The organism is Maricaulis sp. D1M11 (assembly GCF_047308265.1).
Lineage (GTDB): Bacteria > Pseudomonadota > Alphaproteobacteria > Caulobacterales > Maricaulaceae > Maricaulis.
In genome coordinates this window covers 64,317-87,631 of record NZ_JBKQWY010000008.1, presented here as the reverse complement: position 1 = coordinate 87,631, position 23,315 = coordinate 64,317, and the positions used below count along the sequence as shown (strand labels likewise).

Below are 23,315 nucleotides of genomic sequence, written 5' to 3'. Positions count from 1 at the left end.
GATCAGTTCCTCGGCGGATAAGTGCCCTGGGTCGCGATGCAATACGTGACGCCCAGAACGGGTTGTTGGATAAGTGTGGGTGCTGTCTCTTCGGTACTAGCGTGGCCACCGGTCGGCTGGATCATGCTGGAATGCGCTGTCTGATCCGCACTTGCATCTCCATCCGTGTACACTCGGGCAGGAATTCCGCTGGGCAGGAGGCCAAAGGTTGCGAGCGAGGCCTGATACGGATCAGGTGTGGCTGGGCCGGCATCCGTCGCATAGAGTGTATGGGTGTGACCGGGTAGGTTGTCAGTCGTCAGCGTTGTGTATTGCTGGCCGAACCTTTGACCAACCACCCTGTGGGATAGGCCAGGACCCTGTCCGGCCCCCATGGGCATGCGGCCGTTCAGATCGGGAAGGCTGAAACTTGTTCGGCCATCCCCGCCCCAGCGTGTTCCAAGCAGGGAAAACAGAGCCGAGTTTTGCCCGATCGATACCGTCTGACCTGAGGCCATGGTCGTATCCCGCGGACAATAATTGCCGGAGAACATGAATATCTCACCCAGAAAATAGCTCTGGGCAATCGATGGAGCGGAGACGGCCAGCGAAGCAGAGAGCGCCAGGGCCGATGTTAGAATATGTTTCATGACAAGAGCCTTTATCGCCTAGTTTCGCGCGGGGTAGGGACCTTCAGTCACCAGGCAATGCCGGATGGCAATGGTCGGCTGAACGGTGGAGAAGGATTGCGGGGAGGAATTGCCGGTCGTGCTGGTTGCATACTCCATCTCGACATCCGCGGTGCCGGTTGCGTACCGGGCCCCACCGGGATAGGTCGCGAGAAGCTGCCCGGCCGGATTGGGCTGGGCATTGGAGTCTGACGATACCCGCACCGTGTGCGAGTGACGTGGCATATTGGCACCAAAGAGGTAGTTGTGCGTCGTCCCTCCGGAGACACCCAAAGGAATTTGGGAAAGGCCGATACCGGTCGGGTAATTGACGCCTGTGCGCCCGCGCAGATCGGGGACGCCCATGGTGGAGGACCCATTCCCGCCATAGAAGTTAGACGTAATCGAGTAGAGGGTCGGATATTCGCTGATCGCCCAAGTCTGACCTACTGTATCGAAGGTGTCACGGGCACAGTATGTGGCGGCCGTCATCTGGATCTGACCGATATAGCTGTCTGGCCCGGCCCAGGCCGGCGCGCAGGTCAGCAGCGTGGTGGAGGCCATTAATAGGCCCAGGTGAATTCTGGATGTCATCTATGTCCCCTTGCTGGTTTGCGATTCGCGTATCGCGCAAAATCCATAGCATGAAGAACAACTGTGAATAGTAAAAAGAAAAATATATAATTTAAGTAATATGAAACTACTATAGGTGTTGTTTTGGGCCACTGAAAAGGGGCGCCCCTTTGGAGCGCCCCTTCACGAGGTCGTGTGTTCAAACCTAATTGCGCGGCGGGAACAGTCCGTCCGTGGCGATACAGAAATTGATTACTTGCGACGGTGCGATTGTGGAGAAGCCTTGATTGCCACCCTCGTTTAGAACCATCGCTCCGCTCATCGCAACAGACCCGCCTCCCGTGGTATAAGCGGGCTGGCTTGTCGACGCATAGGTACCGGCCAAGGCGCCCGACGGTGAGGGGGAGTTTGGCGCTTCAACGGACGCGTTCACATCGTGTTGGTGACCTGGCAGCTGGGAAGTCGTCAGAACGACATTTTCCACCCCGGTGGCAAGACCCGCCGGCAGAGGATAAATCTGTGAACCTGTGTTAGAGCTCATATTGGGGTGAGCCGGGACACGGCCCCGCAAATCCGGAAGATTGAATGTGGTCCGACCATCACCGCCATAGGTGGTGCCGATAACAGCAAAAAGGGCCTGATTGCTGTTGATGGACAGGCTCTGACCGTGTGTGGCTGAGAATCCTTGCGGGCAGAAATTGAAGCCCACCATGATGATGTCACCCAGATAAGCGTTAATCTGGTTAGAGGCCGAGGCCGGCGCAGACAAGGTCGTCAGGCCCAGTGCAGAGGCGAGAAGCGCGGATTTGAAAAGCGTTTTCATGACTAGTTCCTGCTCGGGTAGATGCCTTGGGTATTGATGCAATAGGACATGCCCAACACCGGTTGCTGAATGTCTAGATAATCGTTTGACCCGGTCGTCGAGATCATGTCGCTTCGAGCGCTCTGGTCTGCAGACGCAGTATCGGCAGAGTAAACACGGGCAGGATTTCCGCTGGGCAACAGGCCAAAGGTTGCAAAATCGGCGCCCTGCGGAGAGGTCGTGTTCGGTCCCCCCGTCGAGGCATAAAGCGTGTGAGAGTGAGACGGCAGATTGGCAAGAGTGAGGACTGTATCCTGTGTGCCAAAGCGGAGCCCGATGGTGCGCGGCGTCAGGCCGGGTCCGGTGCCGAAACCCATCGGCATGCGGCCATTGAGATCAGGGACCTTAAATGTGGTACGACCATCACCGCCGTAATGCGTGCCCAGCAGGGAGAAGAGGGCTGAATTGGAACTGATGCTCAAGAGCTGGCCGGACGCGTAGGTGAAGTTACGAGGGCAGAAATTGCCCGCAAACAGCATGATCTGTCCGGTGAAGTGATCCTGGGCTGACACAGGTGCCTGAACACCCAGGGTTGCCGCGAAACTTGCGGCTGCAAGAAGCAGTTTTTTCATAATTGATCTCCGGAGGTCGGCCTAGTTACGCGGAGGATAAATGCCGTCCAGCGCGATGCAGTGACGAATGGCAAGGGTGGGCTGAACCGCGGTGTGAGGCAGTCCACTGCCCTCAGTGGAGGTCAAGGTGTTCATCACGACCGTGCTCGGGTTGGCGCCGTAGTAGTAACGACCGCCGCCGCCATAGGTCGCCAGCAGGCGATTATTGGGCTGCGGATCGGTATTGGCGGATGAAGTCACAGCGACGCCGTGGGAGTGTGCGGGCATCTGGAAATGATTGATGTAGTACTGCGGCGAACCCCATTCGAAGCCGAGGGGGATCTGATAGAGCCCAATGCCCTGTAAGTAATTGACCGCCGTCCGGCCACGCAGGTCCGGAATTCCCATCGTGGTGCGAGCATCGCCATCATACATGTTGCCAATTATGGAGAACAGCGTTGGATTGCTGCTGATGCTTTGCAGCTGGCCATCTGTTGGCGCAAAGTCCCGGGGACAAAAGGTCCCTGCAGTCAGCTGGACCTCGCCGATAAACGGGTTGGGTCCCGCATGGGCCGAAGACCCGAAGGCCAGGCCTGTGACCAGCGCAACACTGGCCATCATTTTCAGTTTCATCATCATCTCTCCCCCTGAGGGTATGTTGATTGAAAGTTCGCGCGTGGAGGGTATCAGCGAGGTGCGAGTAAAAATAGAGCAAATTTAACGTTGCAATCAAAAATAGGGGCGAAATTACCCAAAATTGTAGCAAATGCGTCATGTTGAGGATCAGAGATGTCTTCGATCGCGACCATGCGAAACGGGGCGCCGTTGACCAGCGCCCCGTTCAGATGTCCGTGTCCCATCAGCAGGGTGGTAGACAAGGTGTCAGTTTCGTGACGGGAACAGGCCCTGAATGGCAATGCAGTATTGAATGCCCAGGCTGGGCGCCATCAGGTCCACACTTTGACTGTTTCCGGTCGTCGCCACCATGCTTCCGGCCATATTGGTGTTTGGCGTGTCGGTAGTGAAGAAATTGGTTCCTGCCGGATAGGACCCAACGAGCGCACCGTCCGGGCTGGTCGTATTCATCTCGTTGGTGCTGGCCCGGACGTTGTGAGTGTGTGACGGCAAGTGTCCGGTCAAAAGGGTTGTTGTCTCACGCCCGAAACCGGGGCTGGGTATCACGGTTGGCAGACCCGGCCCGGTTCCGACATGCACTGGAACAGCACCGCGCAAGTCAGGCAGGGCAAAAGTGGTCCGCCCATCGCCGCCATACTGGGTTCCGATCAAGGAAAAAAGAGCCTGGTTCTGGGCAATCGGCAGGAGTTGTCCATGGGCGCCGACATACCAGGGCTTGGGACAGAATGTGCCACCAAACAGAAGAACGTCACCCAGGAAAGGCTCCTGGGCCTGAGCTGTAGATCCCAGGCTGAGGCCGGCGATTGCGCCAAGGGCGAGGGTTTTGAGAGTGTGTTTCATCATTCAGCTCCGGCTCGGATAGATGCCGACCGTCGCGACGCAATAAGTCACGGCCAGGACAGGTTGTTGGATGATAACAGGCTGATTGCCGCCCGTGGGGACCACCATTTGGGAATACATTTGGCGATCAGCATTGCGGCCGGTGACATAAACGCCGGCGGCGCCGTAATCCATCAGCGTGGAATTCACCCCTGTGTTGGAATTCATATTGGTTGTTTCTGACTGCACCCGGAAAGTGTGGGAGTGTGACGGCATCTCGGTGGAGGTGAGCGTACGGGTCTGTGTCCCGACAAACTGACCTTCGCGACGCGGTGTGCGCCCCGGTCCCGTTCCGGCGCCCATGGGCATGGTTGCAGCCAGTTGCGGCAGTCCAAACGTGGTGCGCCCATCGCCGCCGTAAATTGTTCCGTAAATTGAGAACAGGGCATCATTGCCGGAGATCGGCAGCATCTGGCCTTGCGCATGAGTCCACCCACGCGGGCAGAAGTTGAAGGCGAAGGGCGTGATCTGGCCGATCAGGGGTTCCTGCGCCTGGACCGTGGAGGCCGTCCCCAGAGCCGCGCCAAGCAGGGTCAGCCCTGCCGACAGTTTCAAAAGCATCTTCATGGATCTTTCCTGTGTCAGGGCGGGTCTAGGACCGCGACGGATAACGACCGTACTGGGCAATGCAGTGACGAATGCCGACAGACGGTTGATGGACGTCAAATGCGGAGGGAGATGGAGACCCCGCATTGGCCAGAGTGCCCGTATGCATGGTGGTCGCGGGCGGCGAAGACGGCGCATAAAACCGGTCCGGACTGGTGACCGGGAATTGGCCCAAAAGCGCATTCGCCGGTGCCCCGATTTCACCTTCGGCGCTCGATGCATACACCTGGTGCGAGTGACTGGGCATCTGGGCCTCGGTCAGTGTCACACTTGGAGCGCCAAATTGTGTACCGATATTCACACCCGAAAACCCGGGACGGGTTCCGACACCGATCAGCGCTCGACCGCGAGCTTCGGGCAGAGCGTAGGTCGTGCGCCCATCACCGCCATAGGTCGTTCCGATGAGTGAAAACAGAGCCGTATTCTGTGAGATGGCCTCGAGCTGACCGTTCAGATCGGCCCAGCCGCGCGGGCAATACGTCACGGCTGTGATCTGGATTTGTCCGATGAACGGATCGGGGTCTGCCAGTGCTGTTGATGACAGGTTGGAAAGTCCGGCTAGCGCGAACAGGCCTGCCAGCCCGTGTTTGAGTTTCATGTATCCCTCCCAGGTTGAATGAGGGGCAACTAAACCCGTTAATGAATCTGGGTGCAAACCGAAACTGGTAAGTCGTTGAAACCGCAATGAATGGGCGAGAAGAAAATGATACGACCTGGAAGGGGTGAGCCGTCACCAGACTGCGCTCGACCGTGGCCCCAGCTTGACATTCCGCCCCGCACACCGGCATGTCCGAACCCAATTCTTCTTGCCATTCGGACGATAATTCCATGCACGCCTATCGCTCTCATACCTGCGCCGAACTGCGCCCTGAACATGTGGGTCAGGAGGCCCGTATTTCCGGCTGGATCCACCGCAAACGCGACCATGGCGGTCTGCTGTTTATTGACCTGCGCGACCATTACGGTCTGACCCAGTGCGTTCTGGAGCCGGAGAGTGAACACTTCTCCACGCTTGAACGTTTGCGCGTTGAAAGCGTGGTCACCATAACCGGTGAGGTGATCGCCCGGACCGAAGAGACCGTGAATGAAAACCTGCCGACCGGCGGGATCGAAGTTCGCGTGAAGGATCTGGCCATCCAGTCCGAAGCCGATGAACTGCCGCTGCCGGTCTTTGGTGAGCCGGACTGGTCCGAAGAGGTTCGCCTCAAGCACCGCTATATCGATTTGCGTCGTGAAAGCCTGCACAAGCGCATCGTGATGCGTTCGCAGATCATCGACAGCCTGCGTCGTCGCATGGTGGACGAGGGTTTCACTGAATATCAGACACCGATCCTGACGGCCTCGTCGCCCGAGGGTGCGCGCGATTTTCTGGTGCCGGCGCGTCTTCACCCGGGCAAGTTCTACGCCCTGCCGCAAGCGCCGCAGCAGTTCAAACAGCTGATCATGGTGTCCGGCTTTGACCGCTATTTCCAGATCGCTCCGTGCTTTCGGGATGAGGATGCCCGCGCGGACCGGGCTCCGGGCGAATTCTATCAGCTCGACATGGAAATGAGCTTCGCGACACAAGAAGACGTGTTCAACGTGATCGAACCGGTCATGAAAGGTGTGTTCGAGGAATTCGCCGACGGCCGCAGTGTGCCGGACGACAAATTCCCGCACATTGCCTACAAGGACGCGATGCAGTGGTATGGTTCTGACAAGCCGGACCTTCGCAATCCGATCAAGATGTCCGACGTCTCCGAGACCTTCCGGGGATCCGGCTTCAAGGTCTTTGCGGGCATGCTGGACAAGAACCCGAAAATCCAGGTCTGGGCGATCCCGGCCAAGACCGGTGGTTCGCGTGCTTTTTGTGATCGTATGAATTCCTGGGCCCAGAAAGAGGGTCAGCCGGGCATGGGATACATCTTCTGGCGTGAGACAGATGGGGGGCTGGAAGCGGCCGGTCCGATCGCTAAGAATATTGGTGAAGACCGGACAGAGGCTCTGCGTCAGGATCTGGGACTGGAGGCGGGAGATGCCGTCTTCTTTGCTGCCGGTGTTCCCAGCGAGTTCGCCAGTTTTGCAGGCCGCGCCCGTAATGTCGTGGGCGAGGAATTGGGGCTGTGCGAAACCAATACCTTCCGCTTCTGCTGGATTGTCGATTTCCCGATGTATGAGTGGGATGAGGACAACAAGAAGGTGGAATTCTCCCACAACCCGTTCTCCATGCCGCAAATGACCGCCGAGGATTTCCTCGCGCTGGACAATCCGGATGACGATACGCTGTTGGACATGAAGGCTTGGCAGTACGACATCGTGTGTAACGGTGTGGAGCTGTCCTCGGGTGCGGTTCGAAACCACCGCCCGGATGTCATGCTCAAGGCGTTCGGTTTTGCCGGCTACAGTGCTGACGTGGTGGAGGAAGAGTTTGGCGGCATGCTCAACGCTTTCCGCTTTGGCGCTCCGCCGCACGCCGGTGTTGCTCCGGGGGTCGACCGCATTGTGATGCTGCTGTGTGACCAGGAAAACCTGCGCGAAGTGGTGATGTTCCCGAAAGACCAGCAGGCCCGTGATCTGATGATGAATGCTCCGGGTGAGGCAGACAATAAACAGCTGCGCGAACTGCATATCCGCTCGGTGATTCCGGATGCCAAGTCCTAATCCAGTAGGACAAGCCAGAATGAGAAACGGGGCCTCCAGAGGTCCCGTTTTTTTATAGTGTGGTGGTAAAGGCGCAGGCGGGAGAGGGGCGTAGGCGCCCTATCGCTCTTGCGGGCGGAATAATCTAGTTGTCGGGATCGCCCGCACCGGGATTGACGCCCAGCAATTCAGTGTCGCCGTAATACATTTCGATGTGAGAGCGCGGGTGATCGTGCTGGATATCGAAGAGCTCATCCAGCTCTTCAGTCCGCTGGCGGGCCCGTTCGTGCATTTCCAGCTCCACCTCGCGGCGACGCTCCACCTGCTCGAGTGCCAGCGCGCGGGCGTGCTCGGCGGCCTCGCGTTCCAGCTCTTGCCGATTGCGGCGGATCTCCCGCTCGATCTCGCGGATCTCCCTTTGGGCTTCGCGGACGATTTCACGCAATTCTTCGCTGTCCATCCGCCCGGCATTGGTCGAAAGCACATCACCGAGCGCTTCGAGGGCTTCCACGCGCGCCGTATAGACCTCATCCCAGTCGATCTGGATATCGGTTGCGGGGCTGGCTTCCAACCGCACATGCGACACGATGATGGGCGGCGCGGGCGGATGCGGATCATCGCTGCGTTCCGGACACGCAGGCAGACGCAGCTCGCCCAGAATGCGGGTGTTGTCATCACCACAGGCGCGCAGGATCATGGTTTTTTCGATACCGTGTGCGCCGTCGATCTGGGCCCCTGAGAAATCGACCCGATCGAGGCGGGCTCCGGTGAAATCGACATCATCCAGATCGGCATTGACGAATCTGGCGCCACTCAGATCGGCCCCGGCAAAGCTGATACCGTCGCCTTCACTGTCTGAGAAATCTGCGCCGCGCAAATTGGAATTGCTGAAATTGGCATCAGCGATGTCCGCACCGATGAAGCGTCCATAACGCACCCGCACGCCCACCAGGCTGGCATCATCCAGTTCGGCGTGGTTGAACGCGACCTGGATCATCACCGCACCGTTGAAAGCCGCCGAGCTCAGATCGGCATTGGAGAAATTGACCCGTTCAAACTGGCCTCCGGCCAACTGGGAGAAGGACAGGTCAGCACCGGCAAAGGTCACGCCAGAGATATGCGCGCTCGCTAGGGAGGCGTCAGACAGATCGGCATGCGAGAAACGGCTTTCGATCAGCGTTGCACCGGGGAGGTGGGAATTGCTGAAATCGGCTTCACGCAGATCCGCGCCGATGAAACGGGCCCCGGCGAAATTCTTGTCAGAAAAGTCACAGCCCTGGCAGTCACCCGCGATTTCAAGGCGCCGATGCGGCGTCTCGGGATCGCCCGCAGCGGCATGCGCTGTTCCTGTCATCAGGACAAGCGACACCGTCAGGCTGGATAGAACAGTCCGGCTCATTCCGGAATCGATAGGACAATTGAGCCGGGAAGGCGACTTAAAACCGCGTAATTGATTGCGGGGAATACAGGTCTCAACAGACAGGCACGGTCAGCTCGGCCGGCAATTGGGTTGCGGCATCACCACAGGCCTGGTCGAGTTGTGATTGGGTCAGGCCCCGGGCGGTTGCCATTTCCGCGCCAGAGAGATTGGCGCCTGACAGGTTGGCACCGGCAAAATTCGCTCCGCCAAAATGGGCACCCACAAGCACAGCCTGGCTGAGATCTGCACCTGCGAAACTGGCTCCGGTGAAGCGGCCGCCGAACAGATTAGCGACCGACATATTGGCATTGTCGAACCGGGAGCCGTTCATGGTCGAGAGCGCCAGTGTGGCCTGACGCAGTCGGGCGCCCGACAGATCCACGGCTGGCAGATCGATGTAGGCCAGCTCGGCTTGGAACAGATTGCACCCGGGACAGGATTGTTCGTTTTGCACCTGGGTGATCTGGGACGCATTCTGGGCCAGCCCCGGCGTTGTCAGCAGGGAAAAAGCCGCAAAGACCGGCAGGATACGGGTCAGCTGTGCCATTTCAGGGCGCTCCTCTCATAACGCCCCGAGTATTGCAAAGCGTGGGCCTGTCAGCCCGTCCAGCCACAGGCGTGACACACCTGACCGTCCTCATCCGTCGTTGCCACAGTAAAATGGCCACACGACGGGCAGGGATCTCCGGAATAGACAGAGACTGTATTGCTCGCCCGTGAGACGGTCGTCAGCTGTGGCGTATCCGTGATCTCGCCCTCGATGGAGAGCGGGGCCTCGCTGCCCTCATTGGCCGAGGCAACCTTCTTCAGCTCCTGGGAGAACATGAGAATATTGTCCGGCACCTGCCCGCGGCTGAACCCTTTGGAAATGAAGCGCGCGGCGTCTTCCTGGTTCAGCTTCTCCTGGGCGACACCTTGTCCTAGCCCTGCCGGGTCAGCGCCTTCCGGCGAGACTTCCGCCAGATCGTCACGGCCCAGATAGGACACACCCAGTTCCCGGAACAGGTAGTCCAGGATTGAGGTGGCGTGCTGGATGCTGTCATTGCCATCGACCTCGCCGGCTGGTTCGAAACGGGTATAGACAAAGGCGTCGACATATTCTTCCAGCGGCACGCCGTATTGCAGCCCGATCGAGATGGCGATGGCGAAATTATTCATCAAAGACCGGAAGGCTGCGCCCTCCTTGTGCATGTCGATGAAAATCTCACCCAGCTCGCCATCATCAAATTCGCCGGTGTGGAGATAGACCTTGTGCCCGCCCACCGTGGCTTTCTGGATATAGCCCTTGCGTCGGTCGGGCAGTTTGCGGCGCGCCGCCGGGCGTTCCACAACACGCTCAACCACCTTCTCGACCACACGCTCCTCGACCACGCTTTCGCGTTGATCCTGAACATAATCGCCCTTGTCGAAATCAATAGCGGGTAGCAGATCGAACAGGCCGGATCCCACACGTTCAATATGGAGTTGGCGAAGGCCATGTGCACCGCCTTCACTCATCAGCGCGGCAACATCGTCAATCGTGGCCGGACCGTCCAGTTCCAGTCGGGTTTCGACGGCACCATTGATCTGGGCTTCGATGGCACCGGCCATGGCGATCCGCGCCAGCGGGCGCACAGGCTGGAAGATGGCGCGCTGTTCGGCGGTCAAGACCGGAGCATCGGCCAGGGTGCCGGCTCCATGCGCATAACGATCGGCCGCCGCGATAGCCTCAGGTCCAAAGCCGATCGCGTGGCACAGGGAGCTGGCCTGTGCCTCGATCACGTCCGAACTCAGCCCGAGCTGATCCCGACAGACCCGGTCACCCAGTGTCCAGCGGTTCAGGGCAAAGCGGATGGAGGCGCCTTCCGAAATCGAGTCATCGAGGCGTTCGAGCGCGTCGTCCGGCACGCCGCGTTCGCGCAGAGCTTCAAGGCTGATCCCGGGAGCGCCGGCCAGGGTGCCGCGACCGGCGGCGTGATCTTCCGCAAGCTCGCATTCAGTTGCGTCCAGGCCCAGCGCGTCCAGAGCCAAACGACTGGCGCGGCGTAGGCGCTGTCCGCCCTGGTCCGGATCCGTTTCTGTTTGTTGGTCAAGCGGTTCCACGCCTGGGGTCTCACATTCGAGAATACGGGCGATCGGTCCGGACGGGGTACGTACCGTCAAAATCAGCCCCGGACGAACCAGGGCGCGTCTGGCCTGGAACCGGTCCGCAAGTGCCTCGACCGCGTCCGCCAAGTGATCCATGCTGGACGGCCAGCCGGACACAGTGAGATCTGCGCCCAGAGCCGGGGCCACCGCGCCAAATTCTCCGGCGACATCGCGCAGGACCGAGGTTGCAAGACGGGCAAGGGCGGAAGCGACGGAGCGCCCCGTATCGCTGTCATAAGCCAGGCCATAGGCCTGCAGGAAAGCACCAAAACCGGTCAGATTAATATTGCCGGCATGCGGTGAATTTTTTGCTGCGGACAGAAGCAGGGCCGTCGACCAGATCCGGATGGTGTGGGTAAACAGGGCCGGATCGAAATCGCCGGGTCCGGCAAACCGCGCCAGGTCGATATGCGCTGTGGGACCATCACAATGCGGGGCGGTGTGGAAGGTCAGGGATGGTGTCCCGAAACTCCAGACCGAGCGGGCAATACGGTTCCAGAACTGACGGGCGCGTAGCGTGCCGCCATCCTCGCCAAAGGACCAGGATGCATCGGTCTCAACCGCTGCGCACAGCGCCTGGGGCAGGGCGATCTGGGTTTCTCGTGTCGCGGGCGCGTCCGGAATCAGATGGGAGAGCGCTTCGTCTTCAGCGCCCTGGCGGGCCAGGGCAAGGGCGCGTTCAACCGCCTGTTCGGGAATGCCATCGCGCAGTGCATTCCGCATGGCACGGGCGAGGGCTGTATTGCGGCGCGGATCAAACCGGTCCGTTTCGTCCCCGGCGCACCGCGCCACGGCATGACCGATCTCGACCAGGCGGTCGCGTGTCACGCGCGCGCCGACATCAAGGATGGATTTGCGCAGAGCGCCCTCGGTCACACGGCGCAGCCCGTCAGCGGCAATGGGCGAGCTGGCATCGAGCAAACGCGGCCGCGGCTGGATCTCGCGCTCCGTGATCTCATCGCCATACGCCCAGTCGATCCCCGCTTCGGTCCAGGAATGCGCATCAATGCAGGCATGACGGCTGACCAGGCTCAGACGCAATTCGTCTGCAAATTCCTTGGCCATGTCCGCTTCGGTGAAGGCCCCTTGCCGGGCGGCCGACCAGGCCAGTGCGCCGCCGATCCGGTGGGCAGCCGTGTCGAGTTCACGTTCCGGCGCGCATTCCTCACCGACAGCGACGGAGGGAATCAGTCCGCCAAACAGTTTCAGTCCCGGGCGCGGTTCGGTGCGCACGGGGCGAGGGGTGTCGAGCAATCCGGCCAGGGCCCGCACCGCATGATCGGGCCAGGCGTTTGGAGCGGTGAAGGCGAGTGACGCGGCTCCCTGTTCGTCCAGCGCACCGGTATCGTCCTCGCCATTATGGGGCAGATCGCGGGGTTGGGCGGCAAACAACTCCGGCGTTTCCTGTTCCAGCGAAGCAAAAAGGCGCGCAAAATCCATCATTTATCCCTTGGCGACCTGAGCCGCTTCTCTGCCGCGTCCATAACGCGTCTATGATGAGGGCCGGTCGCTGTCTGGCGTGAATGTCGGTCGCGAATCGGTACCCGTTTGCACAAGTCTACCGCGATGCCGCAAATATTAAGAAGGTGTATATGGGATTGCCTGTGGAAGATGTTCCCTCTGCCTTGGCGGGCTGGACCTTGGCGGCGAGCGGGGGCATATTCCGCGCAATTCTTAGGGAGCTGTCGCGCATGTTTGGATTCATCGCCAAAATCTTCGTCTGGTGGAAAGATGCCACGCCGGGGACATTCCTGACCCTGAGCATGCGCGGTGCCCAGAAAGTCGGCGAAGACGAGTATGGCAATCGCTATTTCCAGGAGAAGGGCGTGACCGGACCGGATGGCCAGAAACGTCGCTGGGTGGTCTATAAGGGCTATGCCGATGCTTCGCGTGTTCCGTCTGACTGGCATGGCTGGCTGCACCATACGTTCGAGACCCCGCCGAGTGAGGAACCGCTCAAGCGTCAGGCCTGGGAGAAGGACCACCATCCGAACCTGACGGGTACGGTCCATGCCTATCGCCCGGAAGGCTCGCTGGCCCGCTCAAACAATCGTCAGACCGCCCGGTCCGATTACGAAAGCTGGTCTCCGGACGCTTGATCAGAAATCTCTCGCGTCTCGCGGGAATCGCCTCGACATGGCCCAAATTGGCCGTCAGGACTTGAGCCATGATGCGTACCCTTATCGCCTGTCTCGCCCTTCTTGTTCCGGCCGCTGTGGCCGGGGCCCAGGATCTGCGCCAGGATGATCCGCCGATTGCGGATCGTCTGGATGATATTTTCGGCGATGAAGTCGACACGGATTCCGGTCAGCCCTCCTCCCAGCCGGGGCGGGTTGTGGTCTTGCGGGGTCTGGACAAGGTGACGGCCCGGACAGAGGATTTCGAGGCTGTGATCGGGGAGACCGTGACCTTTGGCCCGCTGACCATCACCGCGCGTTACTGCCGCAAACGGCCGCCGGAAGAGACCCCGGAAACCTTTGTCTTCCTTGAGGTGCTGGACCGTCGCACGGATGGGTTCGGCACGGATATCGAGGGTGAGATGGTGTTTTCAGGCTGGATGTTTGCATCCAACCCGGCGCTGAGCCCGCTCGAACACCCGGTCTACGATGTCTGGCCGATCGACTGCAGAAGCTGAGACCCGCTCAGGTCTTGCGGCAAGGCCATGAAATCCCCGTCCTCCAGCAGCGCCTCATTGAGCAGGCGGCGATAATCCTGTTTGGAGACCACACGCGTCCCAAAGCGCTCCAGGTGATCGGTGGTGAACTGCGTGTCCAACAGCGTGAACCCGCCCGCCCGGAGACGGGCAATCAAGTGAACAAGAGCAACTTTCGACGCGTCACGTTGAATGGAAAACATGCTCTCGCCAAAAAAGGCGCGGCCGAGCTGCACGCCATATAGACCGCCGACGAGTTCATCGCCCTGCCAGCATTCAACCGAGTGAGCATAACCGCGGGCGTGGAGCTGACTGTAGAGCATGCAGATGCCCTCATTGATCCAGGTCTCCTCACGTCCCGGGGCCGGGGCCGCACACGCATCCACGACAGCATCGAAACACGTATCCAGGCGGATCTGGAACCGGTCCTGCCGCACGGTCTTTTTCAGACTGCGCGGCAGGTGGAAGGCGTCGAGGGGCAGGATCCCGCGTTCATCGGGTTCAAGCAGGAAGATCCGCTGATCATCGCGTGACTCCGCCATGGGAAAGACGCCACGGGCGTAACATTCCAGCAGATCATTGGCGTCGAAGCCGCGCATATTCAGCCTTCAGGCGATATCAAGCCCGACTAGCGAGCCATTCCTCCAGCCAGCGGATGTGGTAGTCGCCATTCACGAATTCCGGCTCCTCAAGCAGGTCGAGGAAAAGCGGGATTGTGGTCTCCACACCGCCGACAACCATTTCCTCGAGCGAGCGACGCAGGCGCAGCAGAGCTTCGGTGCGTGACTTGCCGTGGACGATCAGCTTGCCGATCAGACTGTCATAATAGGGCGGAATGGCATACCCGGCATAGAGGGCACTATCGAGCCGCACACCAAGCCCGCCCGGCGCATGGTATTCCGTGACCTTGCCCGGTGAGGGCGCGAAGGTTTTCGGGTTCTCGGCATTGATGCGACACTCGATGGCCCAGCCTTCAAACGTGACATCTTCCTGTTTGATGTCGAGCGGAGCACCATCGGCGACCCGGATCTGTTCGCGGACCAGGTCGATACCCGTGATCATCTCTGTGACCGGGTGTTCCACCTGCAGGCGGGTATTCATCTCGATGAAGTAGAACTCGCTATTTTCCCAGAGGAATTCGATCGTGCCGACACCGCGATATCCGATCGCTTTGATGGCCTTGCTCACAATCTCACCGATCTCGGCACGTTCCTCAGCATTGAGGGCCGGAGAGGGCGCTTCTTCCAGGATTTTCTGGTGTCGACGCTGGAGGGAACAGTCACGCTCACCCAGATGCACCACATTGCCGTGCGTGTCGGCCAGCACCTGGATCTCGATATGGCGCGGACGGCCCAGATACTTCTCCAGATAGACCGTGCCGTCACCAAAGGCGGCGCTGGCTTCCGCCGACGCGGTCTCCATGGCTTCTTTCAGCTTGTCGGCTGTTTCCGCGACTTTCATGCCGCGTCCGCCGCCGCCGGAGGCGGCTTTTACCAGAATCGGAAAGCCGATTTTTTCGGCGATGTCCTTGGCGTCTTCATAGGTCTCCACACCGCCGTCAGAACCGGGTACGACGGGGATGCCGGCGTCCATGACGGCCTGTTTGGCGGTAATCTTGTCGCCCATCAGACGGATATGCTCGGCTGTCGGCCCGATAAAGGCCAGGTCATGGGCCTCCACGATCTCGGCGAAACGGGCATTTTCCGACAGGAAGCCGTATCCCGGGTGGATGGCCTGGGCCCCGGTGACTTCTGCCGCAGCCATGATGGCCGGGACGTTCAGATAGGACTTGGCAGCCGCCGCCGGTCCCACACACACGCTCTCATCAGCCAGACGTACATGCATGGCATTGGCGTCGGCTTCTGAATGGATGGCCACAGTGCGGATGCCCATTTCACGGCAGGCACGGTGGACGCGAAGGGCAATTTCGCCGCGATTGGCGATCAGAATCTTGTCGAACATGGTTCGGCTCCCGGCTGAGCAGGATGATCAGGGAAATCAGACGAGGATAAAGAGCGGTTCGCCATACTCGACCGGCTGGCCGTCTTCGATCAGGATTTCCGCGATCTTGCCGGACTTCTCGGCGGTAATCGGGTTGAACGTTTTCATGGCCTCGATCAGCAAGATCGTATCGCCTTCTTTTACGGAATCGCCCACGGCGCAGAAGGCCGGGCTGTCGGGATTCGGTTGGAGATAGGCGGTGCCCACCATCGGAGACTTCACGACGCCGGGATGGGCCGACATGTCAGTGGCGTCCTGGGGAGCGGGAGTTTCCGGCGGAGCTGCTGTGGGCGTAGCGGGTGCAGCAGCCATGGGTGCTGCAGCCGTGGGCGCAGCGGCCATTGGCGCGGCCTGGACCACTTGCGGGGCCGGGATCTCACGGGCCACACGCAGGCGCAGATCATCACGCTCGACTTCAATCTCGGTTAGCTCGGTTTCGCGAAGAATCTCGGCGAGCTCACGAACGATCTTCGGACTGATGGGCGTGCGCGAACGGGACTCAGAACTCATGGTGTCAGCCTTTTTGTGATTCCATCATTGGGAGAGACAGTGGTGTGCCGCTTCGATTCCCAGCAAGTAACTTGCCAGACCCAAACCGGTAATGCTGCCTCGTGCCGCAGACGCGATGTAGGAATGATGCCTGTAATCTTCGCGAGCGGCCGTTTGCGACAAGTGAACTTCAATAACGGGGGGTTCTATCGCGCGAACGGCATCATGCAAAGCGATGGATGTATGTGTGTATGCTCCAGGATTGATCACGACTGCACTCGCGTTGACGTTTGCGTCATGCAGCCAGTCGATCAATACACCTTCGTGGTTGGACTGTCGGAACTCGGTTGTATACCCGAACGAGGCAGCGCGCTCGGCACACGCCGCTCCGATCTGCTCCAGCGTCAGATGTCCGTAGACCTCCGGTTCACGCTGTCCCAGCAGATTCAGATTCGGTCCATTGAGGATGTAGATCGGTTTCGTCATACCCTTGCCTTAGCCCCCGCAGAGGTTTTACGACCTCGTAGACAGAAAACACAAGCGAAGTGAGCGTTGCCGGTGCTGCAAGTAACAGTAAATGGTGAAATCCGCAGCCTGGATGACGGAATGACCGTCATCGGCCTGCTTGAGCATTTGGAACTGAATGCCCGCAAGGTCGCGGTGGAACGCAATCTCGAAATTGTCCCCAAATCCGCCTATGCCGAAACGGCCCTGATGGATGGGGATCGACTGGAAATCGTGGCCTTCGTGGGAGGGGGCTGACATGGATGATACGCGAATCGTGAACACTGCCGAGGATACGCCGTTGGTCGTGGCCGGCCGGACTTTCAATTCCCGCCTGATCATCGGCACGGGCAAATACACGACCTATGCCCAGAACGCCGAGGCACTTGTGGCGTCAGGGGCGGAGATGATCACGGTGGCTGTGCGGCGAGTAAACCTCTCCAATCCGGACGAGCCGCGCCTGGTCGATTTCATTTCGCCGGATGATTACACCTATCTGCCGAACACGGCGGGCTGTTTCACCGGTGAAGATGCCGTACGCACACTGCGTCTGGCGCGGGAGGCCGGCGGCTGGAATCTGGTGAAACTGGAAGTCCTGTCTGATCCCAAACACCTCTATCCTGACATGTCGGAAACACTGCGTGCGGCCGAAATGCTGATCAAGGACGGTTTTGACGTCATGGTCTATTGCTCGGATGATCCGGTTTACGCGAAAAAGCTCGAAGAGGTGGGCTGCTGTGCGATCATGCCGCTGGGTGCGCCGATCGGGTCGGGTCTGGGCATACAGAACCCGGTCAATATCCGTCTCATCATTGAACAGACGTCTGTGCCGGTCATCGTCGACGCCGGTGTCGGAACGGCTTCGGATGCAGCTGTTGCGATGGAGCTGGGGTGTGATGGCGTGTTGATGAACACGGCGATCGCCGAGGCGGGGGATCCGGTTCGCATGGCCACAGCCATGAAACACGCCGTTATTGCCGGACGTGACGCCTATCTCGCCGGACGCATGCCCAAAAAGCGCTATGCGGATCCGTCGAGCCCGTTGAGTGGTTTGATCTGACCGAAGTGAGGGCGCAGCAGGCTGACCGGGACAGCCCGGCGACCTGCTGCGGTCCGCCTAGCCGTTGAGCTCTTCCATCAGCGCACGCTCAAGGGCCATGCCATTGGCTCCGGGAACCAGCGTATCTCCGATAATGAAGAATGGCGTGCCGGTCACATCCAGCGCGCGACCCAGCTGACGCACATCATCGACGTGAGCCGTGATCGCCGGGTCATCCATGTCGGCGCGCATTTGCGCAACATCCACGCCGGCCAGACTGGCCAGCTGATCGATCCGCTCGCTCGGCAGGGCACCGGAGGCCCGGATCAGGGTGTAGTGAAAATTGGCATACACATCATCGCCCTGACGTCGTGCGGCCAGGGCGGCAATCGCCGCCTCGCGGCTGTCCGGGCCGAGAATGGGATATTCCTTGAAGATAAACTGGACCCGGTCGCCATAGCGTTCGTTGACGTCTTCGACCCATTCCGCGGCCACACGGCAATAGGAGCACTTATAGTCCATGAATTCGACGATGACGACTTGCGGATCCTCGGCCCCCAGGCGCGGATCGCGCGGGTCGGCGTAGATCGCGTCATACTGGGCATTGACCGCCGTCAGCTGGGCCTGGGATTCACGCAGACGCGCCCGGCGCTGCAATTCCACGAGGGCTTCCTCGATGATTTCCGGGTTTTCCAGAATGTATTCCCGCACGATCTCACGCACTTCGTCTCGGTCCTGGTCGGACAATTGCGCATCGGCAGGCGGCGCAGAACAACTGGCCAGGAAAAATCCGCAGGAAAGAAGGGTCAGGAAACGGGTCATGGTCGTACTCTCGATATCATCGCCGTTTTTCATTTAGAGGAGAGGCGTGAACAAAACGAGAGGCGCGCGCAGGCAAGGGCAGACGTTTCGCGGGAATGTGATCGATTGTGTGGGATCGACGCGGGCATGAGATATCTGTCGCGCCGTATGCAGCGCGTCCGGTATTTTCGATCACCTTCGAGAGCTTAGCGACGCCGCCGTGCCATTTCCTCGGCCATGGGCCGGGCGGCCAGTTCGATCTCTGTCGCGCGAATCCAGGCCGGTGTGCCCTGTTCCAGCTCCTCGCGGGCTCGGCCGGCAAACTGGACGGCCCGGATCATATTGCCCGAGTGGAAGCTTTGCTCGGCAATAGCCAGCTTGGCCAGGGGCGTTTCACCGGAGCGTTCGTGCACGATCGAGAGCTGGTACCAGGCGAAACTATTGTCCGGCTCGATATTCAGGGCCACCTGCAGGTGACCGCGAGCGTCTTCCAGCAGGGTTTCATCCTCGCTGGCAAGCTGGGCGACAGCCAGATTGACCCGGAACAGGGGAGCGGAAGGGCGCATGTCCACGGAGGCTTGATGGTAAGGGATGCTTTCGCTGATATAGCCCGACTCGAACAACATCTGTCCGTAGAGTTCCTGGAAATACGGGTTGTCTGGCTCTTGTGTGATCAGGGATTCGATCTCGCCGCGTGCTTCCTCCAACCGAGCTTCGCGGTAATAGGCCACAACACGGGCATAACGTGCATACAAGGAGGTGTCGTCTTCGGGATAGCGATAGAAGACATATTCCGGCGGCGCGGTGAAACCGTAGATCTTGGCCTGGATACGGCGCAGGGCATCCACGCTCTGTGCACTGTCTTGAACGCCATAAAACTCTGATTCTTCAACGCCCCGACGCAAAGCGGCCACACGTTGGGACGAGAGCGGGTGCGAGCGGAAATAGGGGAAGCGCTGCTGACGCGACATTACTTCCTGGTAGCGAAAGCGCTCGAAGAATTCGACCAGGCCTTCGCCCGATTGTCCGGTGGCGGTGAGATATTGCAGCCCGGCCTGGTCAGCGGAGCTTTCCTGGGCCCGGGAATAGGTCAAAAAGGAGAGGGCGCCGAATTGCTGACTGGAAGCCATCAGTGCACCCGCGGCTCCGCCTTCGCCGGCCAGGGCGGCAATCAGGCCCAGGCCCAGCGAGACATAGGCTGGTACAGCGGCATTGCCGATGGCCTCGTCTGAACGGGCCAGGTGGGCACCAGCAATATGACCGATCTCGTGCGCATACACACCGATCAACTGGTTCGGGGTCTCCGATTCCATGATCAGGCCGGTATGCATGAAGATGTTCTGGCCCCGTGTCACGAAGGCGTTCACCGAGGGGTCTGAAATGATGTAGAGGTCGACATCATTGGGCTGCAGACCCGCGGCGACAATCAGGTCGCGGGTGTAGACGCCCATCAATTCCTCGATTTCCGTATCGCGGATAAGCGACTGGCCCCAGGCCGGCATGGCGGCCAACACAAGGGCTGCACAACTCGCAGCGACGGTTTTCAGGATGCGCATTCTCGCTCCTCTATCCACCCCCGCCTGCCAGTCTAAACCCCTTCAGACCGTGCTGGCTATAGCTGTCCGGTGCGGACTAGCCTCCGAAGAGGCCAGTCCGGTTCCACCATCCCTTGCGACGCGGTTTGGCCGGCTTGTCGTCTTCCGCTGCCGCTTCAGCCGGGGCCTCGGCGACAGGCTCAGCCTGCGTCTCCGGTTCGACGTTTGCTTCAGTCTCGGCCGGAGTCGCCGTCTCGACCTGGGTGTCGACGGTATCCGTTTCAGCGTGAACCTCAGCTGACCCGGTGTCCGCACTCTCCGGCAGCGTTTCGACAGCGGCCTCTGATGCCTCTACGCTCTCAGCGGGCGTATCCGTCGCAACACTCTCAGCGGCATCGGCATCGGCGACGGTCTCGACCGTCTCGGTCTTTTTCTTGCGCGGCGCGCGACGACGTTTCGGCTTGGGAGCCTCTTCAGCGTCTGCCTCAGGCTCAGCTGTCACTTCAGCCTCCGCGGAACCCTCTGATTCCGTCGAGGTTTCGGATGTCTCGGCAGCGGCCTCGGTGTCCGATTTCTTGCGACGTGTGCGACGACGTTTGGGCTTGGGGGCGTCCTCTTGCGCCGCCTCAGCCTGTGCGGGGTCGGCTGCGCTCTCTTCGGCCGTGTTGGCCTCGGTCTGCACCGATGTGTCGTCAGCGGTGTCCTCGCTGGCAGCGACCTCTGTGTCAGAGGCTTCGCCGGAGGTTTCCGGGCTGGACGCCTCTTCGGTGACTGTGTCGCTCTTCTTGCGACGACGGGAGCGACGACGTTTCGGCTTGGGCGCCTCGTCCTCGCTGGACGCGTCGCTCGCGCTTTCAGTGCTGTTTTCCTCGCTTTGCGCGTCATCCTCGCCGGGGGCTGTGTCAGTCAGCTCGAAGGGTTTAGACTCTTCACCCGGGGCGCTGTCCTCGTCGGTCGGCTCTGCGCCGGCTTCGACCGTGTCCATTGCCTCGTTTGTTTCCGAGCTGCGACGACGTCCACGGCCACCCCGACGGCCACGGCGACGACGGCGACGCGATCCGCCGTCTTCACTGGACGCGTCGTCTTCTGGGCGATCGCCAGCATCGGTCTCGGTGTCTGTATCCGCGCTGGTTTCGCTTGCCTCACGCGAGGTTTCGGCCTCGCTGCCGCCGGATCCACGGCGACGGCGCCGACGACGGCGACGTCCGGAGCCTTCGCGCGGTTCGTCGTCAGACGTCTCGCTCGAGGAGGAGGACGAAGACGAGCTTTCCGCGGGCAGAGGTTCGATCGGAGCTGAATCCAGCTGCAGCTCTTCTCCCGGCTGACGGGCAATGGTCACCTCGATCTGGAGATCGGGCGGCAGGAGCGTGTCGTCCGCCGAGATGGCCACGACCATGTCGAAGCGGCTTTCAATCTCGAGAAGGTGATCGCGTTTTTCGTTGAAGAGATAGAGCGCGATCGGTGTCGGAACGATCAGGCGGATCTGCTTGGCACGACCGCGCAGACCTTCTTCTTCCAGCGCCCGCAGGGCGACGAGGGCACTCGATTCAACCGAACGCACATGACCGGTGCCACCACAGGTGGGACATTCCAGCGTGGAGCCTTCCAGAATGGATGTGCGTCGACGCTGACGCGAAATTTCCATGAGGCCGAACTGGGAGATCCGACCCATTTGAAGACGGGCACGATCCTTTTTCAGGACGTCCTTCATCTTCTTCTCGATCGCCCGGTTGTTCTTCGACTCTTCCATATCGATGAAGTCGATCACGACCAGACCAGCCAGATCCCGCAGACGCATCTGGCGTGCGGCCTCGGCGGCGGCTTCCAGATTGGTCTTGAGGGCAGTGGCTTCGATATTGCGTTCGCGCGTCGAACGGCCCGAGTTCACATCGATGGCAACGAGAGCCTCGGTCGGGTTGATGACCAGATAACCACCCGATTTGAGCGGGGCGACCGGCGAATAGATGGCCTCGAGCTGTTTCTCGACCTGATAGCGCAGGTAGAGGGGAACCGGATCCTTGTAGGGCTGGACCTTGGTGGCATGGCTCGGCATCAGCATGCGGATGAAGGCCTTGGCATCCTTGTAGGCCTTGTCGCCCTGCACGAGCACGGTTTCGATCTCCTTGTCATAGAGATCGCGAATGGCACGTTTAACGAGATCGCCTTCCTCATAAATGAGGGCGGGGGCCACGGATTTGAGCGTTTGCTGGCGGATGTTTTCCCACAGACGCAGAAGATAATCAGCATCCCGGCGGATTTCCGTCTTCGTGCGTTTCGCACCGGCGGTCCGAATGATCAGGCCGACGCCCTTGGGCAAATCGAGATCGCTCACCACGGATTTCAGGCGTTTGCGGTCCGAGGCATTGGAGATTTTCCGCGAAATGCCGCCGCCGCGCGGCGTGTTCGGCATCAGTACGCAGTACCGTCCCGCAAGGGAGAGATAGGTTGTCAGGGCCGCGCCCTTATTGCCGCGCTCTTCCTTGGCGACCTGGACGAGCAGGATCTGGCGACGCTTGATGACTTCCTGGATCTTATACTTGCGATACATCTGACGGCGACGACGGGCCTCCTTAGCCTCGTCAAACTCGTCATCATCATCGGAATTGATGGTTTCGGCATCGTCCGATGCGTCCGCCTCATCGCTGGCAACGCTATCCTCCGGCGCCTCGTCTGAAACGACCTCATCGGCAGGTGCGGCTTCAGCCGCCGGTGCCGGAGTGCCGTTATCGTCATCCTCCGCTTCGGCCTTGCTCGCGGCTTCCTCTTCCTCGTTCAGAGCCTGGCGGTCTTCGAACGGGATCTGGTAATAGTCGGGATGGATTTCGTTGAAGGCCAGAAAGCCGTGACGATTGCCGCCGTATTCGACAAACGCCGCCTGGAGCGAGGGCTCGACCCGTGTGACCTTGGCCAGATAGATATTGCCGCGCAGCGGTTTGCGCGCTGCGGCTTCGAAATCAAATTCTTCGACTTTGGGGCCGTCGACAATGACGACGCGAGTCTCTTCCGGGTGACCTGCATCGATCAGCATTTTCTTGGACATGAAGTGTCTCTCCTGGGCGCGCGGCCTGAGAGGCGCCGGCTTGGGCCGGAAGCATCTGGCGAGGCCGCAGCGGCAGCACGAGCCCGGACAGTGACAACAGGCCGGCCGGGCCAGCGAAGTGCTGTCCGGGCTGTTGAGGCGTTGTCATCTGGCGAGCGTGGCGCATGCGGTACAATTCTGGTGCGCCGTGACCGCGGGATGGCGGAGGCGCGTCGATCGGGACTGAAACCGGAACGGTCCGGAGACAGCGTATAACAGTGTTCGGAATGCGTCAGAGGGCCTGTATCCGTTTTGCGTGACAGGCCTTAACGATCCCTCCGGCGTCCACATCAT

Annotated in this window: 24 protein-coding genes; 5 read left to right on the top strand and 19 right to left on the bottom strand. The window is 60.1% G+C overall.

What is annotated here, in order from left to right:
- Positions 1 to 2: 2 nt before the first annotated feature.
- From RMQ97_RS12960 to RMQ97_RS12920, 9 genes are all read right to left on the bottom strand, one after another.
- A complete protein-coding gene (locus tag RMQ97_RS12960) occupies positions 3 to 629 on the bottom strand; it encodes a phage tail protein (protein WP_413661314.1) in 627 nt (208 codons plus the stop codon).
- Between the two features lie 18 nt (positions 630 to 647).
- Positions 648 to 1,241 (bottom strand): phage tail protein, encoded by a 594-nt coding sequence (locus RMQ97_RS12955; RefSeq protein ID WP_413661313.1) that lies wholly within the window; start codon positions 1,239 to 1,241, stop codon positions 648 to 650.
- A 184-nt stretch (positions 1,242 to 1,425) separates the two neighbouring features.
- Positions 1,426 to 2,043, bottom strand: coding sequence for a phage tail protein (locus tag RMQ97_RS12950; RefSeq protein ID WP_413661312.1), 618 nt, complete (start codon positions 2,041 to 2,043; stop codon positions 1,426 to 1,428).
- Positions 2,044 to 2,045: 2 nt separating this feature from the next.
- Positions 2,046 to 2,654, bottom strand: coding sequence for a phage tail protein (locus tag RMQ97_RS12945; protein WP_413661311.1), 609 nt, complete (start codon positions 2,652 to 2,654; stop codon positions 2,046 to 2,048).
- 21 nt (positions 2,655 to 2,675) lie between these two features.
- Complete coding sequence (locus RMQ97_RS12940) at positions 2,676 to 3,266, bottom strand: phage tail protein (protein WP_413661310.1); 591 nt, start codon at positions 3,264 to 3,266, stop codon at positions 2,676 to 2,678.
- 53 nt (positions 3,267 to 3,319) lie between these two features.
- Positions 3,320 to 3,511, bottom strand: a complete 192-nt coding sequence (locus RMQ97_RS12935) for a hypothetical protein (RefSeq protein ID WP_413661309.1) — start codon at positions 3,509 to 3,511, stop codon at positions 3,320 to 3,322.
- Between the two features lie 4 nt (positions 3,512 to 3,515).
- Positions 3,516 to 4,109: a phage tail protein gene (locus RMQ97_RS12930; protein WP_413661308.1), complete on the bottom strand. Its 594-nt coding sequence runs from the start codon at positions 4,107 to 4,109 to the stop codon at positions 3,516 to 3,518.
- A gap of 3 nt (positions 4,110 to 4,112) precedes the next feature.
- Positions 4,113 to 4,715 carry a phage tail protein gene (locus tag RMQ97_RS12925; protein ID WP_413661307.1) on the bottom strand — a complete coding sequence of 201 codons (603 nt, stop codon included), beginning with the start codon at positions 4,713 to 4,715 and terminating at the stop codon, positions 4,113 to 4,115.
- A gap of 25 nt (positions 4,716 to 4,740) precedes the next feature.
- Positions 4,741 to 5,352 (bottom strand): phage tail protein, encoded by a 612-nt coding sequence (locus RMQ97_RS12920; protein ID WP_413661306.1) that lies wholly within the window; start codon positions 5,350 to 5,352, stop codon positions 4,741 to 4,743.
- 230 nt (positions 5,353 to 5,582) lie between these two features.
- Here RMQ97_RS12920 and aspS point away from each other — a divergent pair, with 230 nt between their 5' ends.
- The gene (gene aspS, locus RMQ97_RS12915) at positions 5,583 to 7,394 is read left to right on the top strand and encodes an aspartate--tRNA ligase (protein WP_413661451.1); all 1,812 of its coding nucleotides are present in this window, start codon (positions 5,583 to 5,585) and stop codon (positions 7,392 to 7,394) included.
- A 124-nt stretch (positions 7,395 to 7,518) separates the two neighbouring features.
- Here aspS and RMQ97_RS12910 read toward each other — a convergent pair whose 3' ends face one another.
- From RMQ97_RS12910 to RMQ97_RS12900, 3 genes are all read right to left on the bottom strand, one after another.
- The gene (locus tag RMQ97_RS12910) at positions 7,519 to 8,772 is read right to left on the bottom strand and encodes a pentapeptide repeat-containing protein (RefSeq protein WP_413661305.1); all 1,254 of its coding nucleotides are present in this window, start codon (positions 8,770 to 8,772) and stop codon (positions 7,519 to 7,521) included.
- A gap of 73 nt (positions 8,773 to 8,845) precedes the next feature.
- Positions 8,846 to 9,340: a pentapeptide repeat-containing protein gene (locus tag RMQ97_RS12905; protein WP_413661304.1), complete on the bottom strand. Its 495-nt coding sequence runs from the start codon at positions 9,338 to 9,340 to the stop codon at positions 8,846 to 8,848.
- 50 nt (positions 9,341 to 9,390) lie between these two features.
- Positions 9,391 to 12,360 carry a hypothetical protein gene (locus RMQ97_RS12900; protein ID WP_413661303.1) on the bottom strand — a complete coding sequence of 990 codons (2,970 nt, stop codon included), beginning with the start codon at positions 12,358 to 12,360 and terminating at the stop codon, positions 9,391 to 9,393.
- Between the two features lie 251 nt (positions 12,361 to 12,611).
- Here RMQ97_RS12900 and RMQ97_RS12895 point away from each other — a divergent pair, with 251 nt between their 5' ends.
- A complete protein-coding gene (locus RMQ97_RS12895) occupies positions 12,612 to 13,019 on the top strand; it encodes an NADH:ubiquinone oxidoreductase subunit NDUFA12 (RefSeq protein ID WP_413661302.1) in 408 nt (135 codons plus the stop codon).
- Between the two features lie 68 nt (positions 13,020 to 13,087).
- Positions 13,088 to 13,555 carry a DUF2155 domain-containing protein gene (locus RMQ97_RS12890; protein WP_413661301.1) on the top strand — a complete coding sequence of 156 codons (468 nt, stop codon included), beginning with the start codon at positions 13,088 to 13,090 and terminating at the stop codon, positions 13,553 to 13,555.
- On the opposite strand, the gene aat is transcribed toward RMQ97_RS12890, so the two are convergent.
- Genes aat through aroQ form a run of 4 tightly spaced genes read right to left on the bottom strand, consistent with a single transcriptional unit; the run spans position 13,522 to position 16,549 of the window.
- Positions 13,522 to 14,172 carry a leucyl/phenylalanyl-tRNA--protein transferase gene (gene aat, locus RMQ97_RS12885; RefSeq protein ID WP_413661300.1) on the bottom strand — a complete coding sequence of 217 codons (651 nt, stop codon included), beginning with the start codon at positions 14,170 to 14,172 and terminating at the stop codon, positions 13,522 to 13,524. The genes RMQ97_RS12890 and aat overlap by 34 nt on opposite strands.
- Before the next feature lie 19 nt (positions 14,173 to 14,191).
- Positions 14,192 to 15,535 (bottom strand): acetyl-CoA carboxylase biotin carboxylase subunit, encoded by a 1,344-nt coding sequence (gene accC, locus RMQ97_RS12880; RefSeq protein ID WP_413661299.1) that lies wholly within the window; start codon positions 15,533 to 15,535, stop codon positions 14,192 to 14,194.
- 36 nt (positions 15,536 to 15,571) lie between these two features.
- The gene (gene accB, locus RMQ97_RS12875) at positions 15,572 to 16,084 is read right to left on the bottom strand and encodes an acetyl-CoA carboxylase biotin carboxyl carrier protein (protein ID WP_413661298.1); all 513 of its coding nucleotides are present in this window, start codon (positions 16,082 to 16,084) and stop codon (positions 15,572 to 15,574) included.
- A gap of 24 nt (positions 16,085 to 16,108) precedes the next feature.
- Positions 16,109 to 16,549 carry a type II 3-dehydroquinate dehydratase gene (gene aroQ / locus RMQ97_RS12870; protein ID WP_413661297.1) on the bottom strand — a complete coding sequence of 147 codons (441 nt, stop codon included), beginning with the start codon at positions 16,547 to 16,549 and terminating at the stop codon, positions 16,109 to 16,111.
- A 72-nt stretch (positions 16,550 to 16,621) separates the two neighbouring features.
- On the opposite strand from aroQ, the gene thiS reads away from it, so the two are divergent.
- Together thiS and RMQ97_RS12860 are read left to right on the top strand one after the other, a co-directional pair.
- Positions 16,622 to 16,825 carry a sulfur carrier protein ThiS gene (thiS, locus tag RMQ97_RS12865; protein WP_413661296.1) on the top strand — a complete coding sequence of 68 codons (204 nt, stop codon included), beginning with the start codon at positions 16,622 to 16,624 and terminating at the stop codon, positions 16,823 to 16,825.
- A gap of 1 nt (position 16,826) precedes the next feature.
- Positions 16,827 to 17,627 carry a thiazole synthase gene (locus tag RMQ97_RS12860; RefSeq protein WP_413661295.1) on the top strand — a complete coding sequence of 267 codons (801 nt, stop codon included), beginning with the start codon at positions 16,827 to 16,829 and terminating at the stop codon, positions 17,625 to 17,627.
- A 57-nt stretch (positions 17,628 to 17,684) separates the two neighbouring features.
- On the opposite strand, the gene RMQ97_RS12855 is transcribed toward RMQ97_RS12860, so the two are convergent.
- The 3 genes from RMQ97_RS12855 to RMQ97_RS12845 all read right to left on the bottom strand — a co-directional run bounded on the left by RMQ97_RS12855 (position 17,685) and on the right by RMQ97_RS12845 (position 22,982).
- On the bottom strand, positions 17,685 to 18,461 hold the full coding sequence (locus RMQ97_RS12855; protein WP_413661294.1) for a DsbA family protein: 777 nt from the start codon (positions 18,459 to 18,461) through the stop codon (positions 17,685 to 17,687).
- A 152-nt stretch (positions 18,462 to 18,613) separates the two neighbouring features.
- Positions 18,614 to 19,963, bottom strand: coding sequence for a M48 family metalloprotease (locus tag RMQ97_RS12850; protein WP_413661293.1), 1,350 nt, complete (start codon positions 19,961 to 19,963; stop codon positions 18,614 to 18,616).
- A gap of 76 nt (positions 19,964 to 20,039) precedes the next feature.
- On the bottom strand, positions 20,040 to 22,982 hold the full coding sequence (locus RMQ97_RS12845; RefSeq protein ID WP_413661292.1) for an Rne/Rng family ribonuclease: 2,943 nt from the start codon (positions 22,980 to 22,982) through the stop codon (positions 20,040 to 20,042).
- Positions 22,983 to 23,315: the final 333 nt, after the last annotated feature.